The sequence below is a fragment of the Micromonospora sp. M61 genome (genome assembly GCF_018070245.1).
Classification (GTDB): domain Bacteria; phylum Actinomycetota; class Actinomycetes; order Mycobacteriales; family Micromonosporaceae; genus Micromonospora; species Micromonospora zamorensis.
Map to the genome: position 1 here is coordinate 1 of NZ_JAGPYA010000031.1, position 15,984 is coordinate 15,984.

Genomic DNA, 15,984 nt, shown 5'->3' on the forward strand with positions numbered 1-15,984 from the left:
CAGCGCCCGGGTGACCAGACGCGTCGCCTCCGAGGTGGGCGCGGCGGTGTCGTAGAGGTCACCGGCGACGATCACCAGATCCGGCTGCTCGGCACGGGCGATGTCGATCACCCCGGCCAGCACGGCCTTGTGTTCCTCGGCCCGGGACTGCCCCTTGAGCACCTTTCCCACGTGCCAGTCGGAGGTGTGCAGGATCTTCATTGCTGTAGCCGGCCCCTACCTAGAACGGGATGTCGTCGTCGGTGCTGCCGCCGCCGGAGCCCACCACGGCGAACGGGTCGGCGGACTGGGTGATCGAGCGCAGCGTCTCCGATGGTGCCCGGCCCGCCTCGGAGACCCGGGTGGCCCAGGCCGGGAAGGGGAACTCCAGACAGAGCGGCACCGGGATGTCCGGCTGGTTGACGAACATGGTGCCCGGCTTGGCCAGCAGCGCCCGCTGGCGCTGTGCGGGCGGGAGGAAGCCGTATTCCGGGCGGGACGCCTCGGCCGGGTCGAGCCGGCCGACCACCCGGATCGCCGAGTTGGTGACGATGCGCCGTTCCACCTCGCTCGCCGTCTGCTGCGCGCCGATCAGGATCACCCCGAGCGAGCGGCCCCGCTCGGCGATGTCGAGCAGCACCTCCTTGATCGGCGAGGAGCCCTCCCGGGGGGCGTACTTGTTGAGCTCGTCGAGCACGACGAAGAGCAACGGCTTGGCGGTGCCGGACTTCTCCTTGCGCTCGAACTCGCTCTTCAGCGTCACACCCACCACGAACCGCTGGGCGCGGTCCGGAAGGTTGTGCAGGTCGACGACGGTGACCTGCGCGGACTCGCTGGTGTTGATCGAGTGCGGGCGACGGGTGGCGAGGTCGCCACGGATCAGCCGGGCCAGGTCCTTCTTGCTGCCGATCAACCGCCGGGCGAACGCGTTGACGGTGCCCAGACCGACCGCGCTGCCCGCCCAGTCGGAGCGGGTCTCGTCGTCGTTGAGCTGGTCGACGATGTGGTCGACCAGGTCGCCGTAGGAGCCGAGCCGGACCCCGTCGATGCTCACCCCGCCGTCGGCCGGCTGGGCGTAGCGGGCCAGGTGCGCGGTCACCGAGTGGACCACCATCGTGTACTGCTGGCGCTCGTCGTCGGCGTCGGCGAAGACGTACGGCAGGAGACGGTCGGCGCAGAACTCGTCCAGCGTCCAGTAGAACGAGTCCACCCCGGTGAGCCGGCTGCTCACATCCGGCGTGCCGGCCGCGTCACCGACCCGGGGCGGGGCGTAGACCCGCACGTCGGGGAAGGCGCCGGCGCTCAACCCGAGCTTCGCGTAGGCCGCGCGGGTGGGATCGTCGAGGCGGGTGTTGGGGTGGTCCAGGAAGAGCAGGTCCTCACCCTTGACGTTGAAGATCAGCGCCTTGGCGTTGACCGCGTCGCCGCCCAGCACCCCGGAGCGGAACACCGAGTAGAGCAGGAAGGTGGCGAAGCTGGTCTTGGTGGCCACCCCGGAGATGCCGGAGATCGAGACGTGTGCGCCGCGGCTGCCGTCGAGGAAGTCGGCGTTGAGATAGACCGGGACGCCGTCCCGACCCATCCCCATCGGGATGCGCCGTTCCATCCGGTCGAAGTGCAGCGCGCGCGCCCGGGCGTCGCCCTCGGCCCGGTGCACCACCGCGCCGGGGGTCGGCGGCACGTACAGCTCCGGATCGACCCGGGTGGTGGTGACCTCGGCGGCCTCCTGCACCTGCGCGGGCAGTGTGCCGTCGGCGATGGCGAACACGTCGGACTCGAACTGGGCGCCCTCGTGTCGAGCGCGGACCTGGGTGACCACGCCGGCGATCGTCACCGGCTCCCGGTCCGGCAGCTCCCGTCGGGTGACCACGACGTCGTCGAGCTGGAGATAGCTGCCGGGTGCCACGGCCGTCCAGAACTGCAACGGGGTGGCGTCAGCGGTGCCCAGCACCCGCCCGACCACCTCGCCCGGGCTGTCGAGCTCGGCGTCGGTCATCGGGCGACTCGGGTCGGTCGGGCAGCACGGTCGGGAACCATGAGGTGCATCCTGCCCGAGGAGTACGACAGGTCGCCACGCGACGCGGCGGACGACACCATGCGCCGTCACACCCGCGACGGTGGGTGTGTGGCCGGACGACGGCCCGTTACGGGCGGGCGTGGCGGAGCATGAGGACGCCGTCCTCGGCGGCCAGCACGTGCCGCAGTGGCAGGTGCCGGGGCGGCGCGGCGTCGCCGGCGGTGATCCGGCCCGGGCCGGGCCCGGCGAGCAGCGGCGCGACGGTGAGGCACAGCTCGTCCACCAGGTCGGCGGCGGTGAGCGCGCCGAGCAGGTGCGGGCCGCCCTCGCAGAGCAGTTGGGTCAGCCCGCGTCGGTGCAGTTCGGTGAGGCCGGCGGCCAGGTCGACCCGCCCGGTGCCGCAGCGCAGCAGGTCGGCGACGTCCGTAAGCCCGGGCGGTGGCTCGGCGTCGGCGTGGGTGAGCACGATCGGACGGGTCGGCGCGTCGGCGAAGGCGGCCTGCTCCGGATCGAGGTCGAGTGAACCGGAGACGACCACCAGCGTCGGATACTCGGCCAGCCCGTGCTCGCGTCGCCAGGCGCGGCGGCGCTCGTCGAGGCGGACCGCCCGGTATCCCTCGTGGCGCAGCGTGCCGGCGGCCACCACCAGCGCGTCGCAGACCATCCGCAGCACGCCGAACACGCGCTTGTCCGGCTGGCCGGACAGCCCTGCGGAATAGCCGTCCAGGGTGACCGCGCCGTCCAGGCTGGCGACGAAGTTGACCCGCAGTCGGGGCTCGTCGGCGCGGCCGTAGAGCGTGGTCAGCGCGGCGTCGTCGAGTTGTTGCGTCGAAGGCTCGGGCCAGAGCCGTCGGATCGGAATTCCGACGCTCATTCGCCGGCCGGACCAGTGACGGGAGGGGTCGGTCCGGCGGTACGGTGCTGGCAGTCGCACCAGTTCCGGCCCGGGCAGTCGTCGTGTCGCCGGGCCCGGCACGCTCGGCAGATCATGCTCGCAGCCTAAGCCGCGGGAGGACAGGACAGCATGCCCCGTCAGATCTTCCAGCTGAAGATGTCCCTCGCCGGCGTCCGCCCGCCGGTGTGGCGCCGGGTGCTCGTGCCAGCCGGCTACACGCTGGACCGGCTGCACCGGGTGGTGCAGCACGCGATGGGTTGGCGGGACTGCCACCTGCACTCGTTCGAGATCGAAGCGATGCAGTACGGCGACCCCGACCCGGACGGCGAGTTGGCGCTGCACGACGAGCTGGACGTGCGGCTGGACGCGGTGCTCGGCAAGGGCAGCCGGTTCTCCTACACGTACGACTTCGGTGACTGGTGGGAGCACGACCTGGTCGTGGAGGACGCGCTGACCGCCGACCCCGACGAGCGGTACCCGGTCTGCCTGGACGGTGAGCGGGCCTGCCCACCGGAGGGCGTCGGCGGGCCGCTGGGCTACGGGGCGCTCCTGGTCGCGTTGGCCGACGAGGACGATCCGGTCGGGCCGGTCGATCCACGGCACGCGACGCTGCGCGACTGGGCGGGCTCCACCTTCGACCCGTCCCGCTTCGATCCGGACCAGACCACCACCCTGCTCCGCCGCTTCTGCTGAAGCTCCGCCGGTCCGAGGCGGAGTTTGCGAGGCGGAGTTGCCAGGTGAGCTGAGCGGTAACGATCTGGGAACGCTCCCATCGCCCTATTGACACTCCCGTTACCTGTCGGCAATCTCATGGGAGCGCTCCCGAGGGTGGCATGGGTCACTGACGCATCCCCGGCCAGGCGTGATGAGCACCCCACCACGACACATCCAGCCTCACCACCGGAAAGAGGGGTCAGCGAATGAGTGTCACCACGCGGCGTACCCGCCTGGCGGCCGCTGCCCTGGCCGCGATCACCGCTATCGGCGGTCTCGCAGCCTGCGGCAACGACGACGACAAGCCGGCGGCCGGCGAGAAGCCAGCCAAGCTGGTCGTCGACACCTTCGGCGAGATGGGCTACGACGAGCTCGTCAAGCAGTACGAGAAGGACACCGGCATCAAGGTCGAGTTGCGCAAGACCGCGCAGCTCGCCGAGTACCGGCCGAAGCTGGTCCGCTACCTGGCCACCGGCAAGGGTGCGGCGGACGTCACCGCCCTGGAAGAGGGCATCCTCAACGAGTTCAAGCCCAACGCGCGCAACTGGGCCGACCTCGCGCCGCTGGTCTCGGACCACTCCAAGGAGTACCTGCCCTGGAAGTGGGAGCTGGGCAAGGCGCCCGACGGCCGGCTGATCGGCCTGCCGACCGACGTCGGCAGTCTCGCCGTCTGCTACCGCAAGGACCTGTTCCAGGCTGCCGGCCTGCCCACCGAGCGCGACCAGGTGTCGGCGCTCTGGTCGGACTGGAACGGCTTCCACGAGGCCGGCCGGAAGTACAAGCAGGGCAGCGGCGGCAAGGCGTTCATCGACTCGATCACCGCCGTCTCCAACGGCGTGATGTTCCAGGGTAACGGTGACCTGTTCTACGACAAGGAAGACAACATCATCGCGGACACCAGCCCCGCGGTGAAGAACGCCTGGGACACCGCCACCTCGATGGCGGACATCTCCGCCAAGGCGCAGACCTGGTCGCCGGAGTGGTCCGGTGGCTTCAAGCAGGGCACCTTCGCGGCCACCTTCTGCCCGTCCTGGATGCTCGGCATCGTCACGGAGAACTCCGGTCCGGCCAACAAGGGCAAGTGGGACGTGGCGTCCGTGCCGGGCGGCGGCGGTAACTGGGGCGGCTCGTGGCTCGCGGTTCCGGCGCAGAGCAAGTACCCGAAGGAGGCGGCGAAGCTCGCCGAGTACCTGACCAACGCGAAGAGCCAGGTGGAGGCCTTCAAGGCCAAGGGCCCGCTGCCCACCAACCTGGAGGCGCTGAAGAACGACGCGTTCATCAGCTACACCAACGAGTACTTCAGCAACGCGCCGACCGGCAAGATCTTCGGGGAGAGCGTCGCCAAGATCCAGCCGACCCACCTGGGCCCGAAGCACCAGGCGATCAAGGAGAACGCACTCGAGCCGGCCCTGCGGGCGTTCGAGAGCGGGCAGGCCGACAAGGCGAAGGCCTGGGAGCAGTTCACGAAGGACGCCAAGACTCAGGGTGCCTTCTGAGTGATTCCCTGCCGGTGGCGTTCGGGGCTTCCCGGACGCCACCGGCCGGTCCCCTCCGCGTAGCGCCCTGCGCGAGGGCCCCCGGGCCTCGCCGGAAAAGGAAATTCGCATGAGCCTGTCGGCCACGACGGCACCGCCGTCGCCAGCAGCACCGCCTTCTCCCGATCTCCCTTCCCGGCAGCGCCGGGGAAGGCTACTCAACCGCCTCGATGTCAAGTACTCGCCGTACCTCTACATCGCCCCGTTCTTCCTGATCTTCGGTGCGTTCGGGCTGTACCCGATGGTGCGTACCGCCTGGATGTCTCTGCACGACTGGGACATGATCGGCGATCACTCGTTCATCGGCTTCGACAACTACACCCGGCTGTTCTCCGACGAGTACTTCTGGAACGCGCTGGTCAACACGTTCGGCATCTTCGCCATGTCGACCATCCCGCAGCTGTTGCTCGCCCTCTTCCTGGCGAACCTGCTCAACCGGACCTTCCTGCGCGCCAAGACCTTCTTCCGGATGGCCATCTTCATGCCGAACGTGGTGTCGGTGGCCGCGGTCGCGATCGTCTTCGGGATGCTGTTCCAGCGAGAGTTCGGCCTGTTCAACTGGCTGCTCAGTTTCGTCGGTGTGGACCCGGTCGACTGGGACGGGCAGCGGTGGAGCTCGTGGTTCGCCATCTCCTCGATGGTCAACTGGCGGTGGACCGGTTACAACACCCTGATCCTGCTCGCCGGCATGCAGGCGATCCCGAAGGACCTCTACGAGGCTGCGGAGATCGACGGCGCCGGCCCGTGGCGGCAGTTCTGGCAGATCACCCTGCCCATGCTCAAGCCCACCTTCACCTTCGTGGTCATCCTGTCCACGATCGGCGGCATGCAGCTCTTCACCGAGCCGCTGCTCTTCGCCAACGGCAACATTCTCGGCGGCAGCCAGCGGGAGTTCCAGACGCTGGCCATGTACATGTACGAGATGGGCATCGCGAACCTGAACACCGCCGGCTACGGAGCCGCGGTCGCCTGGGCCATCTTCATGATCATCGTCGTGGTGTCGCTGTTCAATTTCCTACTCGTCCGCCGCTCGGCGAAGTGAGGAGAGATCGATGATCTCGGCTTCCCAGCGCCTGTGGCGCACCAGCCCGCTGACCTACGTGGCGCTCATCCTGGCGGCACTGCTGTCGATCTACCCGTTCTACTACATGCTGGTGATCGGCAGTCGCAGCCTGGACAACATCAACGACGTGCCGCCGCCGCTCACCCCGGGCGGGGCGTTCGGTGACAACTTCGGGCGGGTGCTCGACAACGACGCCGCCAACTTCCTCACCGGCATGATGAACTCGATCATCGTCTCCTCGGTGGTCACCCTGTCGGTGGTGCTCACCGGTTCGCTGGCCGGGTTCGCCTTCGCCAAGCTGAAGTTCCGGGGCAGCAACGCTCTTCTGCTGGCGATCATCGTCACCATGATGATCCCGACCCAGATGGGCCTCATCCCGCTCTGGTCCATGATGCAGGACCTGGGGTGGTACGACACCCTCTACGCGGTCACCGTGCCGTTCCTGGTCAGCGCCTTCGGCGTGTTCATGATGCGGCAGTACGCCAGCCAGGCCATCTCCGACGAGCTGATCGAGGCCGGCCGCGTCGACGGGGCGAGCACGTTCCGGATCTACTGGAGCATCGTGCTGCCCGCGCTACGTCCCGCCGCCGGCGTGCTCGGTCTGCTGACCTTCATGGAGACCTGGAACTCGTTCATCTGGCCGTACGCCATCCTCACCCCGGAGAACCCGACCCTCCAGGTCTCGCTCTCCTTCCTCTCGTACGCCTACTACACCGACTACTCCCAGGTGTTCGCCGCCACGGCGATCGGCACCATCCCCCTCGTGCTCGTCTTTCTCGTGTTCGGCCGCCAGATCATCGGCGGGATCATGGAAGGTGCCGTCAAGTCGTGAGCAACCCCGCCAGCCCACCCGCCGTCGACGTCCTCGACGAGCGCCCCGGGCTGACCTTTCCACCCGGATTCCTCTGGGGGGCCGCGACTGCGGCGTACCAGATCGAGGGGGCGGCGGCCGTGGACGGTCGCACCCCGTCGATCTGGGACACCTTCAGCCACACCGAGGGTCGGGTCGTCGCCGGGCACACCGGGGACGTCGCGTGCGACCACTACCACCGGCTCGGCGACGACGTCGCGCTGATGGCGGAGCTCGGCCTCAAGTCGTACCGTTTCTCGGTCTCCTGGCCCCGGGTGCAGCCCGGCGGAACGGGCGCGGCCAACCCGCAGGGCCTGGACTTCTACCGGCGGCTGGTCGACGAGCTGTTGGCCAACGGCATCGAGCCGTGGCTCACCCTGTACCACTGGGACCTGCCGCAGCCGCTGGAAGACGCCGGCGGCTGGCCGGCCCGGGACACCGCGGCCCGCTTCGCCGACTACACGACGCTGCTGGCCGACGCGCTCGGTGACCGGGTGCGTTACTGGACCACGCTGAACGAGCCGTGGTGCTCTGCGTTTCTCGGCTACGGCTCCGGTGTGCACGCCCCCGGCCGCACCAACGGGGCGGACGCGGTGCGCGCCGGGCACCACCTGATGCTCGGTCACGGCCTGTCCGTGCAGGCGTTGCGGGCTGCCCGGCCGACCGCCGAGGTGGGCGTGACCGTCAACCTCTACCCGGTCGACCCGGCCAGCGACACCCCTGCTGACCGGGACGCCGCCCGGCGGATCGACGGGCTGGCCAACCGGTTCTTCCTGGACCCGCTGCTGCGCGGGTCGTACCCGGAGGACCTCGTGGCCGACCTGCGCACGGTGACCGACTTCGGCCACGTGCGCGACGGCGACCTGGCGACCATCTCCACGCCGCTGGACCTGGTCGGGGTCAACTACTACAGCCGGCACGTGGTCGCCGCACCGACCGAGGGTGTCGCGACCGACAGTGCTCCCTCGTGCTGGCCGGGCAGCGAGGACGTACGGTTCGTCACCCGGGGCGTTCCGGTCACCGACATGGGCTGGGAGATCGACGCCCCGGGCCTGACCGAGACGCTGCGGCGGGTGCACGACTACACCGACCTGCCGCTCTACGTCACCGAGAACGGGTCCGCGTTCGTCGACTCGGTGGTCGACGGGCAGGTCGACGACGTCGACCGGCTGGCCTACTTCGACGCGCATCTGCGCGCCGCGCACGAGGCGATCAACGACGGAGTTCCCCTGCGGGGATACTTTGCCTGGTCGTTGATGGATAATTTCGAATGGGCCTGGGGTTACACCAAGCGGTTCGGCATGATCCACGTCGACTACGACAGCCAGGTCCGCACCCCCAAGTCCAGCGCCAAGTGGTACGCCTCGGTGATCCGGCGCAACGGTCTGGCCGCACAATAGGCTCGGGCCAGCCATCAGGACGGTCCTGGCGTCCACCTCCCGCAGGTGGCGCCGGGTCCGTCCGCCGTCGGAGGAGCAGACGATGACAACGCAGCGCACCCGGTCGCTCGGGCGCCCGACCCTCGACGCGGTCGCGGCGCGTGCCGGCGTCGGCCGGGGCACGGTCTCCCGCGTGGTCAACGGCTCGCCCCAGGTCAGCCCGGAGGCCCGGGCCGCGGTCCAACAGGCCATCGCCGAGCTGGGGTACGTGCCGAACCGGGCTGCCCGTGCGCTCGTCACCCAGCGCACCGACTCCGTCGCCCTGGTGGTGTCCGAGTCCGGCGAGCGGGTCTTCACCGAGCCGTTCTTCGCCTCGATCGTGCGGGGCATCAGCTCCGCGCTGCTGGAGACGCCGATGCAGCTCTGGCTGGCCATGGCGCAGTCGCCGGTCGAGCGGGAGCGGGTCGAGCACCACCTGACCAACCAGCACGTCGACGGGGTGCTGCTGCTGTCGTTGCACGACTCCGACCCGCTGCCGACGCTGCTGGAGGAGCGCGGCCTGCCCGCCGTGCTCGGCGGTCGGCCCGCCCGGATGCTGCAACCCGGCGCCCAGCCGGCCTGGTTCGTCGACGTGGACAACGTTGGCGGAGCTCGGCAGGCGGTGGAATACCTGACCGGGTTGGGACGCCGACGCATCGGCACCATCGCCGGGCCACAGGACATGGGCGCCGGCCTGGCCCGCCTGGCCGGCTACACCGAGGCGGTCAAGGCCACCGGGGGCGGCGTCAACCCCGACCTGATCGCGTACGGCGACTTCAGCGAGGGCAGTGGCGCGGCCGCCATGCGCCGGCTACTGGACTCCTGCCCGGACCTGGACGCGGTCTTCGTGGCGTCCGACCTCATGGCGTTCGGCGCGCTGCGTACCCTGCGCGAGGCCGGCCGGCGCGTGCCCGAGGACGTCGCGGTGATCGGCTTCGACGACGCGACGATCGCCAAACAGGCCGAGCCGCCGCTGACCACCGTCTTCCAGCCGGTGGAGGAGATGGGTCGACAGATGGCCCGCCTGCTGGTCGCCCGCATCCGAGGCGACGACCTCCCGGCCCCGCACATCCTCCTGGACACCCAGCTGATCCACCGCGCCAGCGCCTGACCCCCACCTCGGGAGCGGCGCTGGGCGGGTTACGGGGCCCAGCGGCGGAGTTCCCGCTTGGCGAGGGAGTTGCGGTGGACCTCGTCGGGGCCGTCGGCCAGGCGCAGGGTGCGGGTCTGCGCCCACAGGGCGGCCAGTGGCGTGTCCTGGCTGACGCCGGCGCCGCCGTACCCCTGGATGGCCTTGTCGATCACCCACTCCGCCATCGCCGGGGTGCCGATCTTGATGGCCTGGATCTCGGTGTGCGCGCCCTTGTTGCCGACGGTGTCCATCAGCCAGGCCGTCTTGAGCACCAGCAACCGGGCCTGCTCGATGCGCACCCGTGACTCGGCGATCCACTCCCGGACCACGCCCTGCTCGGCCAGCGGTCGGCCGAACGCGACCCGCTCGAGCGCCCGCTTGCAGAGCAGTTCCAATGCCCGCTCAGCCATTCCGATCAATCGCATGCAGTGGTGGATCCGGCCGGGACCCAGCCGGGCCTGGGCGATGGCGAAGCCGGTGCCCTCGGCGCCGATCAGGTTCTCCGCGGGCACCCGGACATCGGTGAAGTCGATCTCGGCGTGCCCACCGTGTGAGCCGTCGGTGTAGCCGAAGACGCTCATGCCCCGACGGACGTTCACCCCGGGGGTGTCCCGGGGGACCAGCACCATGCTCTGCTGGCGGTGCCGGTCGGCGTCCGGGTCGGTCTTGCCCATCACGATGAAGATCTCGCAGCGCGGGTCCATCGCGCCGGACGACCACCACTTGCGCCCGTTGATCACGTACTCGTCGCCGTCGCGGGTGATCCGGGTGGCGATGTTGGTGGCGTCGGAGGATGCCACGTCCGGCTCGGTCATGCAGAACGCGGAACGGATCTCGCCCTCCAGCAGCGGCATCAGCCAGCGCTTCTGCTGCGCTTCCGAGCCGAACTCGGCCAGCAGCTCCATGTTGCCGGTGTCCGGTGCCGCGCAGTTGACCGCCTCCGGCGCCAGGTGCGGGCTGCGCCCGGTCAACTCGGCCAGCGGCGCGTACTGGAGGTTGGTCAGGCCGGCGCCGTAGCGCGGGTCGGGGAGGAACAGGTTCCACAGGCCGCGTTTGCGGGCCTCCGCCTTCAGCTCGGCCAACACCGGGGTACGCGACCACGGGTCACCGGTGGCGACCTGCTCGGCGTGCACGGCCTCGGCCGGGTAGACGTGCTCGGTCAGGAATCGGGTCAGCTCGCCGCGTAGTTCCTCGGTCCGGCTGTCGTATGAGAAGTCCATCACCGCTCCCTGGCGGCGGTCAGCCCGTGTGCGACCAGCGGTGCCACCATCTCGCCGATCCGGTCGAAGCCCTCGCCGAGCGTCTGCCCGAGCGTGTGGCGGTAGTGGATGCCCTCGCAGATGACCGCGAGCTTGAAACAGCCGAGTGCCACGTGCCAATGCAGCGGCCCGACGTCCACGTCGCTGCGCCCCGCGTACCGGTCGATCAGCTCGGCGCCGGTGGGGAAGCCGGCGCGCGGCCCGAGCCCGTCGGCGACCGGGTTGCCGTCGGCCGTGTCGCTGCCGCCGAGCACCTCCCAGTACGTCAGGAGCAGCCCCAGATCGGCGAGGGGGTCGCCGAGGGTGGCCATCTCCCAGTCGAGGACGGCGTGCACGGCCACCGGGTCGGCCGAGGCGAGAAGATTGTCCAGTCGGTAGTCGCCGTGCACGATCCGGCCGGCGTTCGCGCCCTCCGGGGCGGTGGCCGCCAGCAGGTCACGCAGCTCGTCGATGCCGGGCAGATCACGGCTGCGCGAGCGGTCGAGCTGCCCGCCCCAGCGCCGGACCTGCCGGGCCAGGTAGCCCTCCGGGCGGCCGAAGTCGCTCAGCCCCACCGAGGACGGCTCGACGCTGTGCAGCGCGGCGAGAGTGTCCATCATCGCCATGGCGAGGGCGCGGCGTCGCTCGTCGCCCAGCGGGTCGGTCTGTGCGCGGGTGCGGAACACCTCACCGGGCATCCGCTCCATGAGGTAGAACGGCGCGCCGATCACCTCCGGGTCGGTGCAGAGCAGCAGCGTGCCGGGCACCGGCACCTCGGTCGGCGCCAGCGCCGAGATGACCCGGAACTCCCGGGCCATGTCGTGCGCGGTCGCCAGCACGTGCCCCAGCGGCGGGCGGCGCAGCACGACCTCACGGTCGCCTAGGCGCAGCAGGTAGGTGAGGTTGGACTTGCCGCCCGCGATCAGGTTGGCGCGCAGTGGCCCGACGGCCAACTCGGGTCGGTGCTGGGCCAGATAGTCGGCGAGTCGGTCCAGGGCGAGCCCGGTGGGGGAGCCTGGGACGGCCTCCGGCCGCAACGCATCGATGGCCGGATCACTCATCCGACTAGTTGATGGCAGCCGGTTCACGTTGTCAATATGAGATTTTCCGCTCGGGACATGCCTTTGCAACAGGGACGAAATGGTCAACGACCAGGCTGGGGCCAGCCTGCCGGTCGCACTCTGCCGGCCCGCCGAGCGGAGGGACAGACATGTTGCTGCGAGTTCGGGTCACCCTGCCGGACCGTCCAGGCACGCTCGGCCAGGTCGCCCGCACGCTGGGCGTCTCCGGCGCGGACATCGTCCAGGTGGTGGTCCTCGAACGCCTCGGCGGGCGCGCGGTGGACGACTTCACAGTGGTCTGGCCGGGCGCGGCGCGGGTGGAGCGGCTGCTGGCCGGTCTCGCGGCGATCCCCGGCGTGCGGGTGGACGGCGTGTGGCGGGCGATCGGCGCGCCCACCACCACCGGGCAGGACGCGGAGCTGCTGGCGCAGGTCGCGGCCAACCCGGCCGACGGCCTCGCCACCCTGGTCGACGCGGTTCCCGGGCTGCTGGCAGCCGACTGGGCCGTCGCCGCCGTGGTGCCTGTCGACTGGGCCTCGCGGACCGGGGGCGGCGGGGCGACCGTGGGGCACGCGAGCTGGCGTGCACCCGTACCCCTGCGGTTGCCGGAGGTGACCCCGCTGCGCGGTCGGTCGATGACCACGCCCGACGGCACGCACCACGCGGTCGCGCCGTTCGGACGGGCGGGCCTGGTGCTGGTGGTGGCCCGCGAGCACAGCGAGACCCTCTCCGCCGCCGCGTTCCACAGCACCGAGGTGGATCGCCTCACCCAGCTCGTCCGGGCCTGCGCGGTGATCCTCGGTGACCGGCTCGACCTGGTCGGCGCGCCCCCGGTGGTCGCCAGCCCCTGATCGGCCCGAGGAGTTCCCGGGCCGACACCGCTGAGCAACCGGGCGGCAACAGGCGAGGGCGAGGCTCTGAGGTGGGGAAGGGAGCCAACCATGACGTTGTGGCGGATCAGGGCCACCGTGGACGACCGGCCGGGTTACCTGTCGGTGCTCACGGCGAGCCTCGCGTTGCGCGGGGTCAACATCCTCACGGTGCAGGTGCAGCCCACCGAGCAGGGCGCGGTGGACGACTTCCTGGTCGACGCGCCGGACGCGCTGGACGAGGCCGGGCTGATCGCCGCCGTCGAGCGGGGTCGGGGCCGGGACTGCTGGGTGGCGCGCAGCGAGGCGCGCGGCCTGGCCGACCAGCCGACCCGGGTGCTCGGGCTGGCCAACCGGCTGGTGCGTGACCCGGACGCGACGGGCGCGGCGCTGCGCACCCTGCTCGGTGCCGACTCGGTCAGCTGGCGACCCGCGTCGACCGGCGTCGAACGGGGGATCACCGGCGCCACCATGCTGCTGGCCGACCCGGCAGGCGGTTCGTTCTCGCTGCGTCGGGTCGCGCCCGCCTTCACCCCGGCGGAGTACGCCCGGGCGCAGGCCCTGGTCGAGCTGGCCGCCACGGTGGTCCGTCGGGCCGCCGAGCAGATCACCCTGGTGCTGCCCGACGGCGCCGAGGTTGCCGTGCGGCCCGCCTGCGCTGACGATCTGTCCGGCGTCGTGGAGCTGCACGAGGCGTGCTCGCCGCGCAGCCGGCACCGGCGTTACCTGGGCGGGGCGGGGTTGCCGCAGCCGGCCCGGCTGCGTCGGCTGCTGGAGCCGAGCCGAGGGCTGACCCTGGTGGCCACGGCCACCGGCGCCGACGGCGAGGCGGAGTCGGTGGTCGCCCTGGCGAACCTGCTCGGCGAGGGTGACGAGGCCGAGGTGGCGCTGCTGGTGCGCGACGACTGGCAGCGGCGGGGGCTCGGCTCAGCGCTGCTGCGCCGGCTGGCCCAGCATGCCGACCGATCCGGGTACGCGGCGCTGGTGCTGCACGTCCAGGCCGACAACGCCCCGATGCTGCGGACGCTGCGCCGGCTGAACCGGTCCAGTTCGGTGGAGCGCGACGGCACCCTGCTCACCCTCACCGTCCCGCTCGCCGCGGACCGGAAGGGCACCCTCTCGACGCCTGGTTCGTAGGACGGGCCCTGTCACCGCGCGGGGCGTTCCCGGCGGCCGGACACGCAGAACCGGTTGCCCTCCGGGTCGGCGAGCACGACGTACGGGGGTTCGGTCGGGTGCGGGTCGGTGGGGTAGTGCCGCCAGTCCACCCGTTGGGCGCCGAGCGCGAGCAACCTGTCGAGTTCCTCGTCGAGGCTGCGCTCGCCGGCGTCCAGGTCCAGGTGGAGGCGGGGAAAATCCTGCACCGGGCTTTCGCTCAGGTCCATCGCGATCGCCATGCCCGGCATGCCTGGCTGGGGCTCCAGCACGATCCACTCGTCGCCGTCGAATCGAGGTGCCCGGCGGCGGTAGTCGAGGGCCGCAGCCCAGAACCTCGCCGCCCGTTCGGCGTCGGACACACCCAGGGAGAGCTGCTCGATCATCGCCATCTCGCGACGGTACGCCGCCGGCCCCCTGTCACACGCGCTGGGCGTCGACAGGGGGCCGGCGCCGACCTCAGGTGGCGGGGTAGCTGTTGTAGTCGGGGAAGTTGCCGTAGAGACGGCTGTCGCCGCCCACTGTGACCGCCTGCACCAGCAGGTCGCCGCCGACGAACGCGCCCTTCCAGGAGGCACCCCGGCCGCCGAACGGCTCGTCCCGGTCACCCCGTGAGCGCGGCTTGTTGATGCCCACCTTGAACGCCTGGAGGTCGACCGCGAGCTTGCTGGCCTCGTCGGTGTCGTCGCAGGCCAGGGAGGCGACCAGTGCCCCGTTGGAGGCGTTCATCGCGGCCAGCAGCTCGTCGGTGGTGTCCACCACGACGATCGTGTCGACCGGCCCGAACGGCTCGGCGTGCATCAGCCGGGACCGGCCGGGCGGGGCGAGCAGCACCGACGGCGCCACGTACGCCGAGGTGTCCTGCCCGGGCAGGAACGGCGCGCCGGTGAGCTTGCCCCTGTGCAGCGGCACCGCTCCACCGCGGACCGCCTCGTCGACCTTGCGGTGCAGCTCGTCGGCCTTGGCCGCGCTGATCAGCGGCCCGAAGTCCAGCTCGGGCAGCGGGTCTCCCGCGGTCCAGTCGTCGCCGACGGCGAGCGGGTGACCGAAGCGCACAGAGCGGACGACGGGCAGGTACATGTCGAGGAACTCGTCGACCAGGTCGCGTTGCACCACGAACCGGGGGTACGCCGTGCAGCGCTGCTTGCCGTACTCGAAGCCCTTCTTCAGGTGGGCGGCGAGCAGGTCCCACTGGGAGAAGTTCCAGATGCCCCAGGCGTTGAGGCCCTCCTGCTCGATGAAGTGCCGCTTGTCGGTGTCGAGCAGTGCGGCCGCGACCTTGCCGCCGTTGGAGCGTCCGCCGACGAACGCGACGGCACCGATCTCGGGTGCGCGAACCAGCACCTCGGACAACTCCTCGCCACCGCCGCTGACGAGGGTCGCGGGCAGGCCGGCGCGGCGCATCAGCGCGTGTGCGACGGTCAGGCAGACGGCGCCGCCCTGGGACGGGGTCTTGGCGATGACCGCGTTGCCGGCCAGCAGCTGCACCAGCTCGGCGTGCACGAGGACGCTCATCGGGTAGTTCCACGAGGCGATGTTGCTGACCGGGCCGGGCAGCGGCTCGCGACCGCCGGCGAGCATCCGGTCGATCTCGTCCGCGTACCAGCGGACGCCGTCGAGCGCGCGGTCCACGTCGGCGCAGGCCAGCCGCCAGGGCTTGCCGATCTCCCAGACCAGCAGCATGGCGAGCAGGTCGCGGTGGGCGGTGAGCGAGTCCAGTGCGTCGGCGACGCGGGCCTTGCGGTCGGCGAGCGGGGTCCGGGCCCAGGTGCGGTGCTCGGCGGCGGCGTGCAGGACCGCGGCGCGGGCGGTGTCGGCGTCGAGCCGGCGCAGGTTGATGACGACGGTGTTGTCCACCGGGGTGCGGACGGGGGCGGGCTGACCGGTGGCCCGCCATTCGCCCTCGACCAGGTTGTGCAGGGTGGTGACGCCGTCCACCTCGGCGCCGAATGCTTCTCCGGTGGCGGCCACCGCGCGGGCCAGGACGTCGGACCAGGCGGTGCCGTCGGCGAGTCGTAGTGCCATCGCTTCTCCTCAGGGTCGACCGGGGAGCGGCGG

General features: G+C 71.0%; 15 protein-coding genes. 8 read left to right on the forward strand and 7 right to left on the reverse strand.

Features of this window, described 5'->3' with window-relative positions; genetic code table 11:
- From sbcD to KBX34_RS18860, 3 genes are all read right to left on the reverse strand, one after another.
- The coding region (gene sbcD / locus KBX34_RS18850) for an exonuclease subunit SbcD (RefSeq protein ID WP_210926086.1) at window positions 1-201 on the reverse strand (201 nt) is incomplete at its 3' end.
- Between the two features lie 19 nt (window positions 202-220).
- Window positions 221-1,975, reverse strand: coding sequence for an ATP-binding protein (locus KBX34_RS18855; RefSeq protein WP_099851515.1), 1,755 nt, complete (start codon window positions 1,973-1,975; stop codon window positions 221-223).
- A gap of 148 nt (window positions 1,976-2,123) precedes the next feature.
- The gene (locus KBX34_RS18860) at window positions 2,124-2,870 is read right to left on the reverse strand and encodes a pyrimidine reductase family protein (RefSeq protein WP_210926088.1); all 747 of its coding nucleotides are present in this window, start codon (window positions 2,868-2,870) and stop codon (window positions 2,124-2,126) included.
- Window positions 2,871-3,020: 150 nt separating this feature from the next.
- Between KBX34_RS18860 and KBX34_RS18865 the strand changes: the two genes are divergently transcribed.
- The 6 genes from KBX34_RS18865 to KBX34_RS18890 all read left to right on the forward strand — a co-directional run bounded on the left by KBX34_RS18865 (window position 3,021) and on the right by KBX34_RS18890 (window position 9,582).
- Entirely contained in the window at window positions 3,021-3,584 is a 564-nt protein-coding gene (locus KBX34_RS18865; RefSeq protein ID WP_210794242.1) for a plasmid pRiA4b ORF-3 family protein, read from the forward strand.
- A 227-nt stretch (window positions 3,585-3,811) separates the two neighbouring features.
- Entirely contained in the window at window positions 3,812-5,101 is a 1,290-nt protein-coding gene (locus tag KBX34_RS18870) for an ABC transporter substrate-binding protein (RefSeq protein WP_210794243.1), read from the forward strand.
- Window positions 5,102-5,210: 109 nt separating this feature from the next.
- Complete coding sequence (locus KBX34_RS18875; protein WP_141908395.1) at window positions 5,211-6,182, forward strand: carbohydrate ABC transporter permease; 972 nt, start codon at window positions 5,211-5,213, stop codon at window positions 6,180-6,182.
- A 10-nt stretch (window positions 6,183-6,192) separates the two neighbouring features.
- Window positions 6,193-7,035, forward strand: a complete 843-nt coding sequence (locus KBX34_RS18880; protein WP_088946871.1) for a carbohydrate ABC transporter permease — start codon at window positions 6,193-6,195, stop codon at window positions 7,033-7,035.
- The gene (locus tag KBX34_RS18885) at window positions 7,032-8,453 is read left to right on the forward strand and encodes a GH1 family beta-glucosidase (RefSeq protein ID WP_210926091.1); all 1,422 of its coding nucleotides are present in this window, start codon (window positions 7,032-7,034) and stop codon (window positions 8,451-8,453) included. Before KBX34_RS18880 ends, KBX34_RS18885 begins: the two co-directional genes overlap by 4 nt.
- Before the next feature lie 82 nt (window positions 8,454-8,535).
- Complete coding sequence (locus KBX34_RS18890; RefSeq protein ID WP_088946873.1) at window positions 8,536-9,582, forward strand: LacI family DNA-binding transcriptional regulator; 1,047 nt, start codon at window positions 8,536-8,538, stop codon at window positions 9,580-9,582.
- Between the two features lie 29 nt (window positions 9,583-9,611).
- On the opposite strand, the gene KBX34_RS18895 is transcribed toward KBX34_RS18890, so the two are convergent.
- Complete coding sequence (locus KBX34_RS18895; RefSeq protein WP_088946874.1) at window positions 9,612-10,823, reverse strand: acyl-CoA dehydrogenase family protein; 1,212 nt, start codon at window positions 10,821-10,823, stop codon at window positions 9,612-9,614.
- The gene (locus KBX34_RS18900; RefSeq protein ID WP_210794246.1) at window positions 10,823-11,902 is read right to left on the reverse strand and encodes a phosphotransferase family protein; all 1,080 of its coding nucleotides are present in this window, start codon (window positions 11,900-11,902) and stop codon (window positions 10,823-10,825) included. The genes KBX34_RS18895 and KBX34_RS18900 overlap by 1 nt, the downstream gene beginning before the upstream one ends.
- Window positions 11,903-12,051: 149 nt before the next feature.
- Between KBX34_RS18900 and KBX34_RS18905 the strand changes: the two genes are divergently transcribed.
- Window positions 12,052-12,753 (forward strand): amino acid-binding protein, encoded by a 702-nt coding sequence (locus tag KBX34_RS18905; RefSeq protein ID WP_088946876.1) that lies wholly within the window; start codon window positions 12,052-12,054, stop codon window positions 12,751-12,753.
- 90 nt (window positions 12,754-12,843) lie between these two features.
- On the forward strand, window positions 12,844-13,908 hold the full coding sequence (locus KBX34_RS18910) for a GNAT family N-acetyltransferase (RefSeq protein ID WP_210794247.1): 1,065 nt from the start codon (window positions 12,844-12,846) through the stop codon (window positions 13,906-13,908).
- Between the two features lie 11 nt (window positions 13,909-13,919).
- On the opposite strand, the gene KBX34_RS18915 is transcribed toward KBX34_RS18910, so the two are convergent.
- Together KBX34_RS18915 and KBX34_RS18920 are read right to left on the reverse strand one after the other, a co-directional pair.
- Entirely contained in the window at window positions 13,920-14,318 is a 399-nt protein-coding gene (locus KBX34_RS18915) for a VOC family protein (RefSeq protein WP_247668113.1), read from the reverse strand.
- Window positions 14,319-14,385: 67 nt separating this feature from the next.
- Window positions 14,386-15,951 (reverse strand): aldehyde dehydrogenase family protein, encoded by a 1,566-nt coding sequence (locus tag KBX34_RS18920; protein ID WP_210794248.1) that lies wholly within the window; start codon window positions 15,949-15,951, stop codon window positions 14,386-14,388.
- Window positions 15,952-15,984: the final 33 nt, after the last annotated feature.

Bases quoted from the DNA above. Each gene is read 5' to 3' on its own strand.
- KBX34_RS18855 (WP_099851515.1), bottom strand. From the start codon at position 1,975: ATGACCGACGCCGAGCTCGACAGCCCGGGCGAGGTGGTCGGGCGGGTG.
- KBX34_RS18865 (WP_210794242.1), top strand. From the start codon at position 3,021: ATGCCCCGTCAGATCTTCCAGCTGAAGATGTCCCTCGCCGGCGTCCGC.
- KBX34_RS18880 (WP_088946871.1), top strand. From the start codon at position 6,193: ATGATCTCGGCTTCCCAGCGCCTGTGGCGCACCAGCCCGCTGACCTAC.
- KBX34_RS18860 (WP_210926088.1), bottom strand. From the start codon at position 2,870: ATGAGCGTCGGAATTCCGATCCGACGGCTCTGGCCCGAGCCTTCGACG.
- KBX34_RS18915 (WP_247668113.1), bottom strand. From the start codon at position 14,318: ATGGCGATGATCGAGCAGCTCTCCCTGGGTGTGTCCGACGCCGAACGG.
- KBX34_RS18890 (WP_088946873.1), top strand. From the start codon at position 8,536: ATGACAACGCAGCGCACCCGGTCGCTCGGGCGCCCGACCCTCGACGCG.
- KBX34_RS18870 (WP_210794243.1), top strand. From the start codon at position 3,812: ATGAGTGTCACCACGCGGCGTACCCGCCTGGCGGCCGCTGCCCTGGCC.
- KBX34_RS18875 (WP_141908395.1), top strand. From the start codon at position 5,211: ATGAGCCTGTCGGCCACGACGGCACCGCCGTCGCCAGCAGCACCGCCT.
- KBX34_RS18900 (WP_210794246.1), bottom strand. From the start codon at position 11,902: ATGAGTGATCCGGCCATCGATGCGTTGCGGCCGGAGGCCGTCCCAGGC.
- KBX34_RS18905 (WP_088946876.1), top strand. From the start codon at position 12,052: ATGTTGCTGCGAGTTCGGGTCACCCTGCCGGACCGTCCAGGCACGCTC.
- KBX34_RS18895 (WP_088946874.1), bottom strand. From the start codon at position 10,823: ATGGACTTCTCATACGACAGCCGGACCGAGGAACTACGCGGCGAGCTG.
- KBX34_RS18910 (WP_210794247.1), top strand. From the start codon at position 12,844: ATGACGTTGTGGCGGATCAGGGCCACCGTGGACGACCGGCCGGGTTAC.
- KBX34_RS18920 (WP_210794248.1), bottom strand. From the start codon at position 15,951: ATGGCACTACGACTCGCCGACGGCACCGCCTGGTCCGACGTCCTGGCC.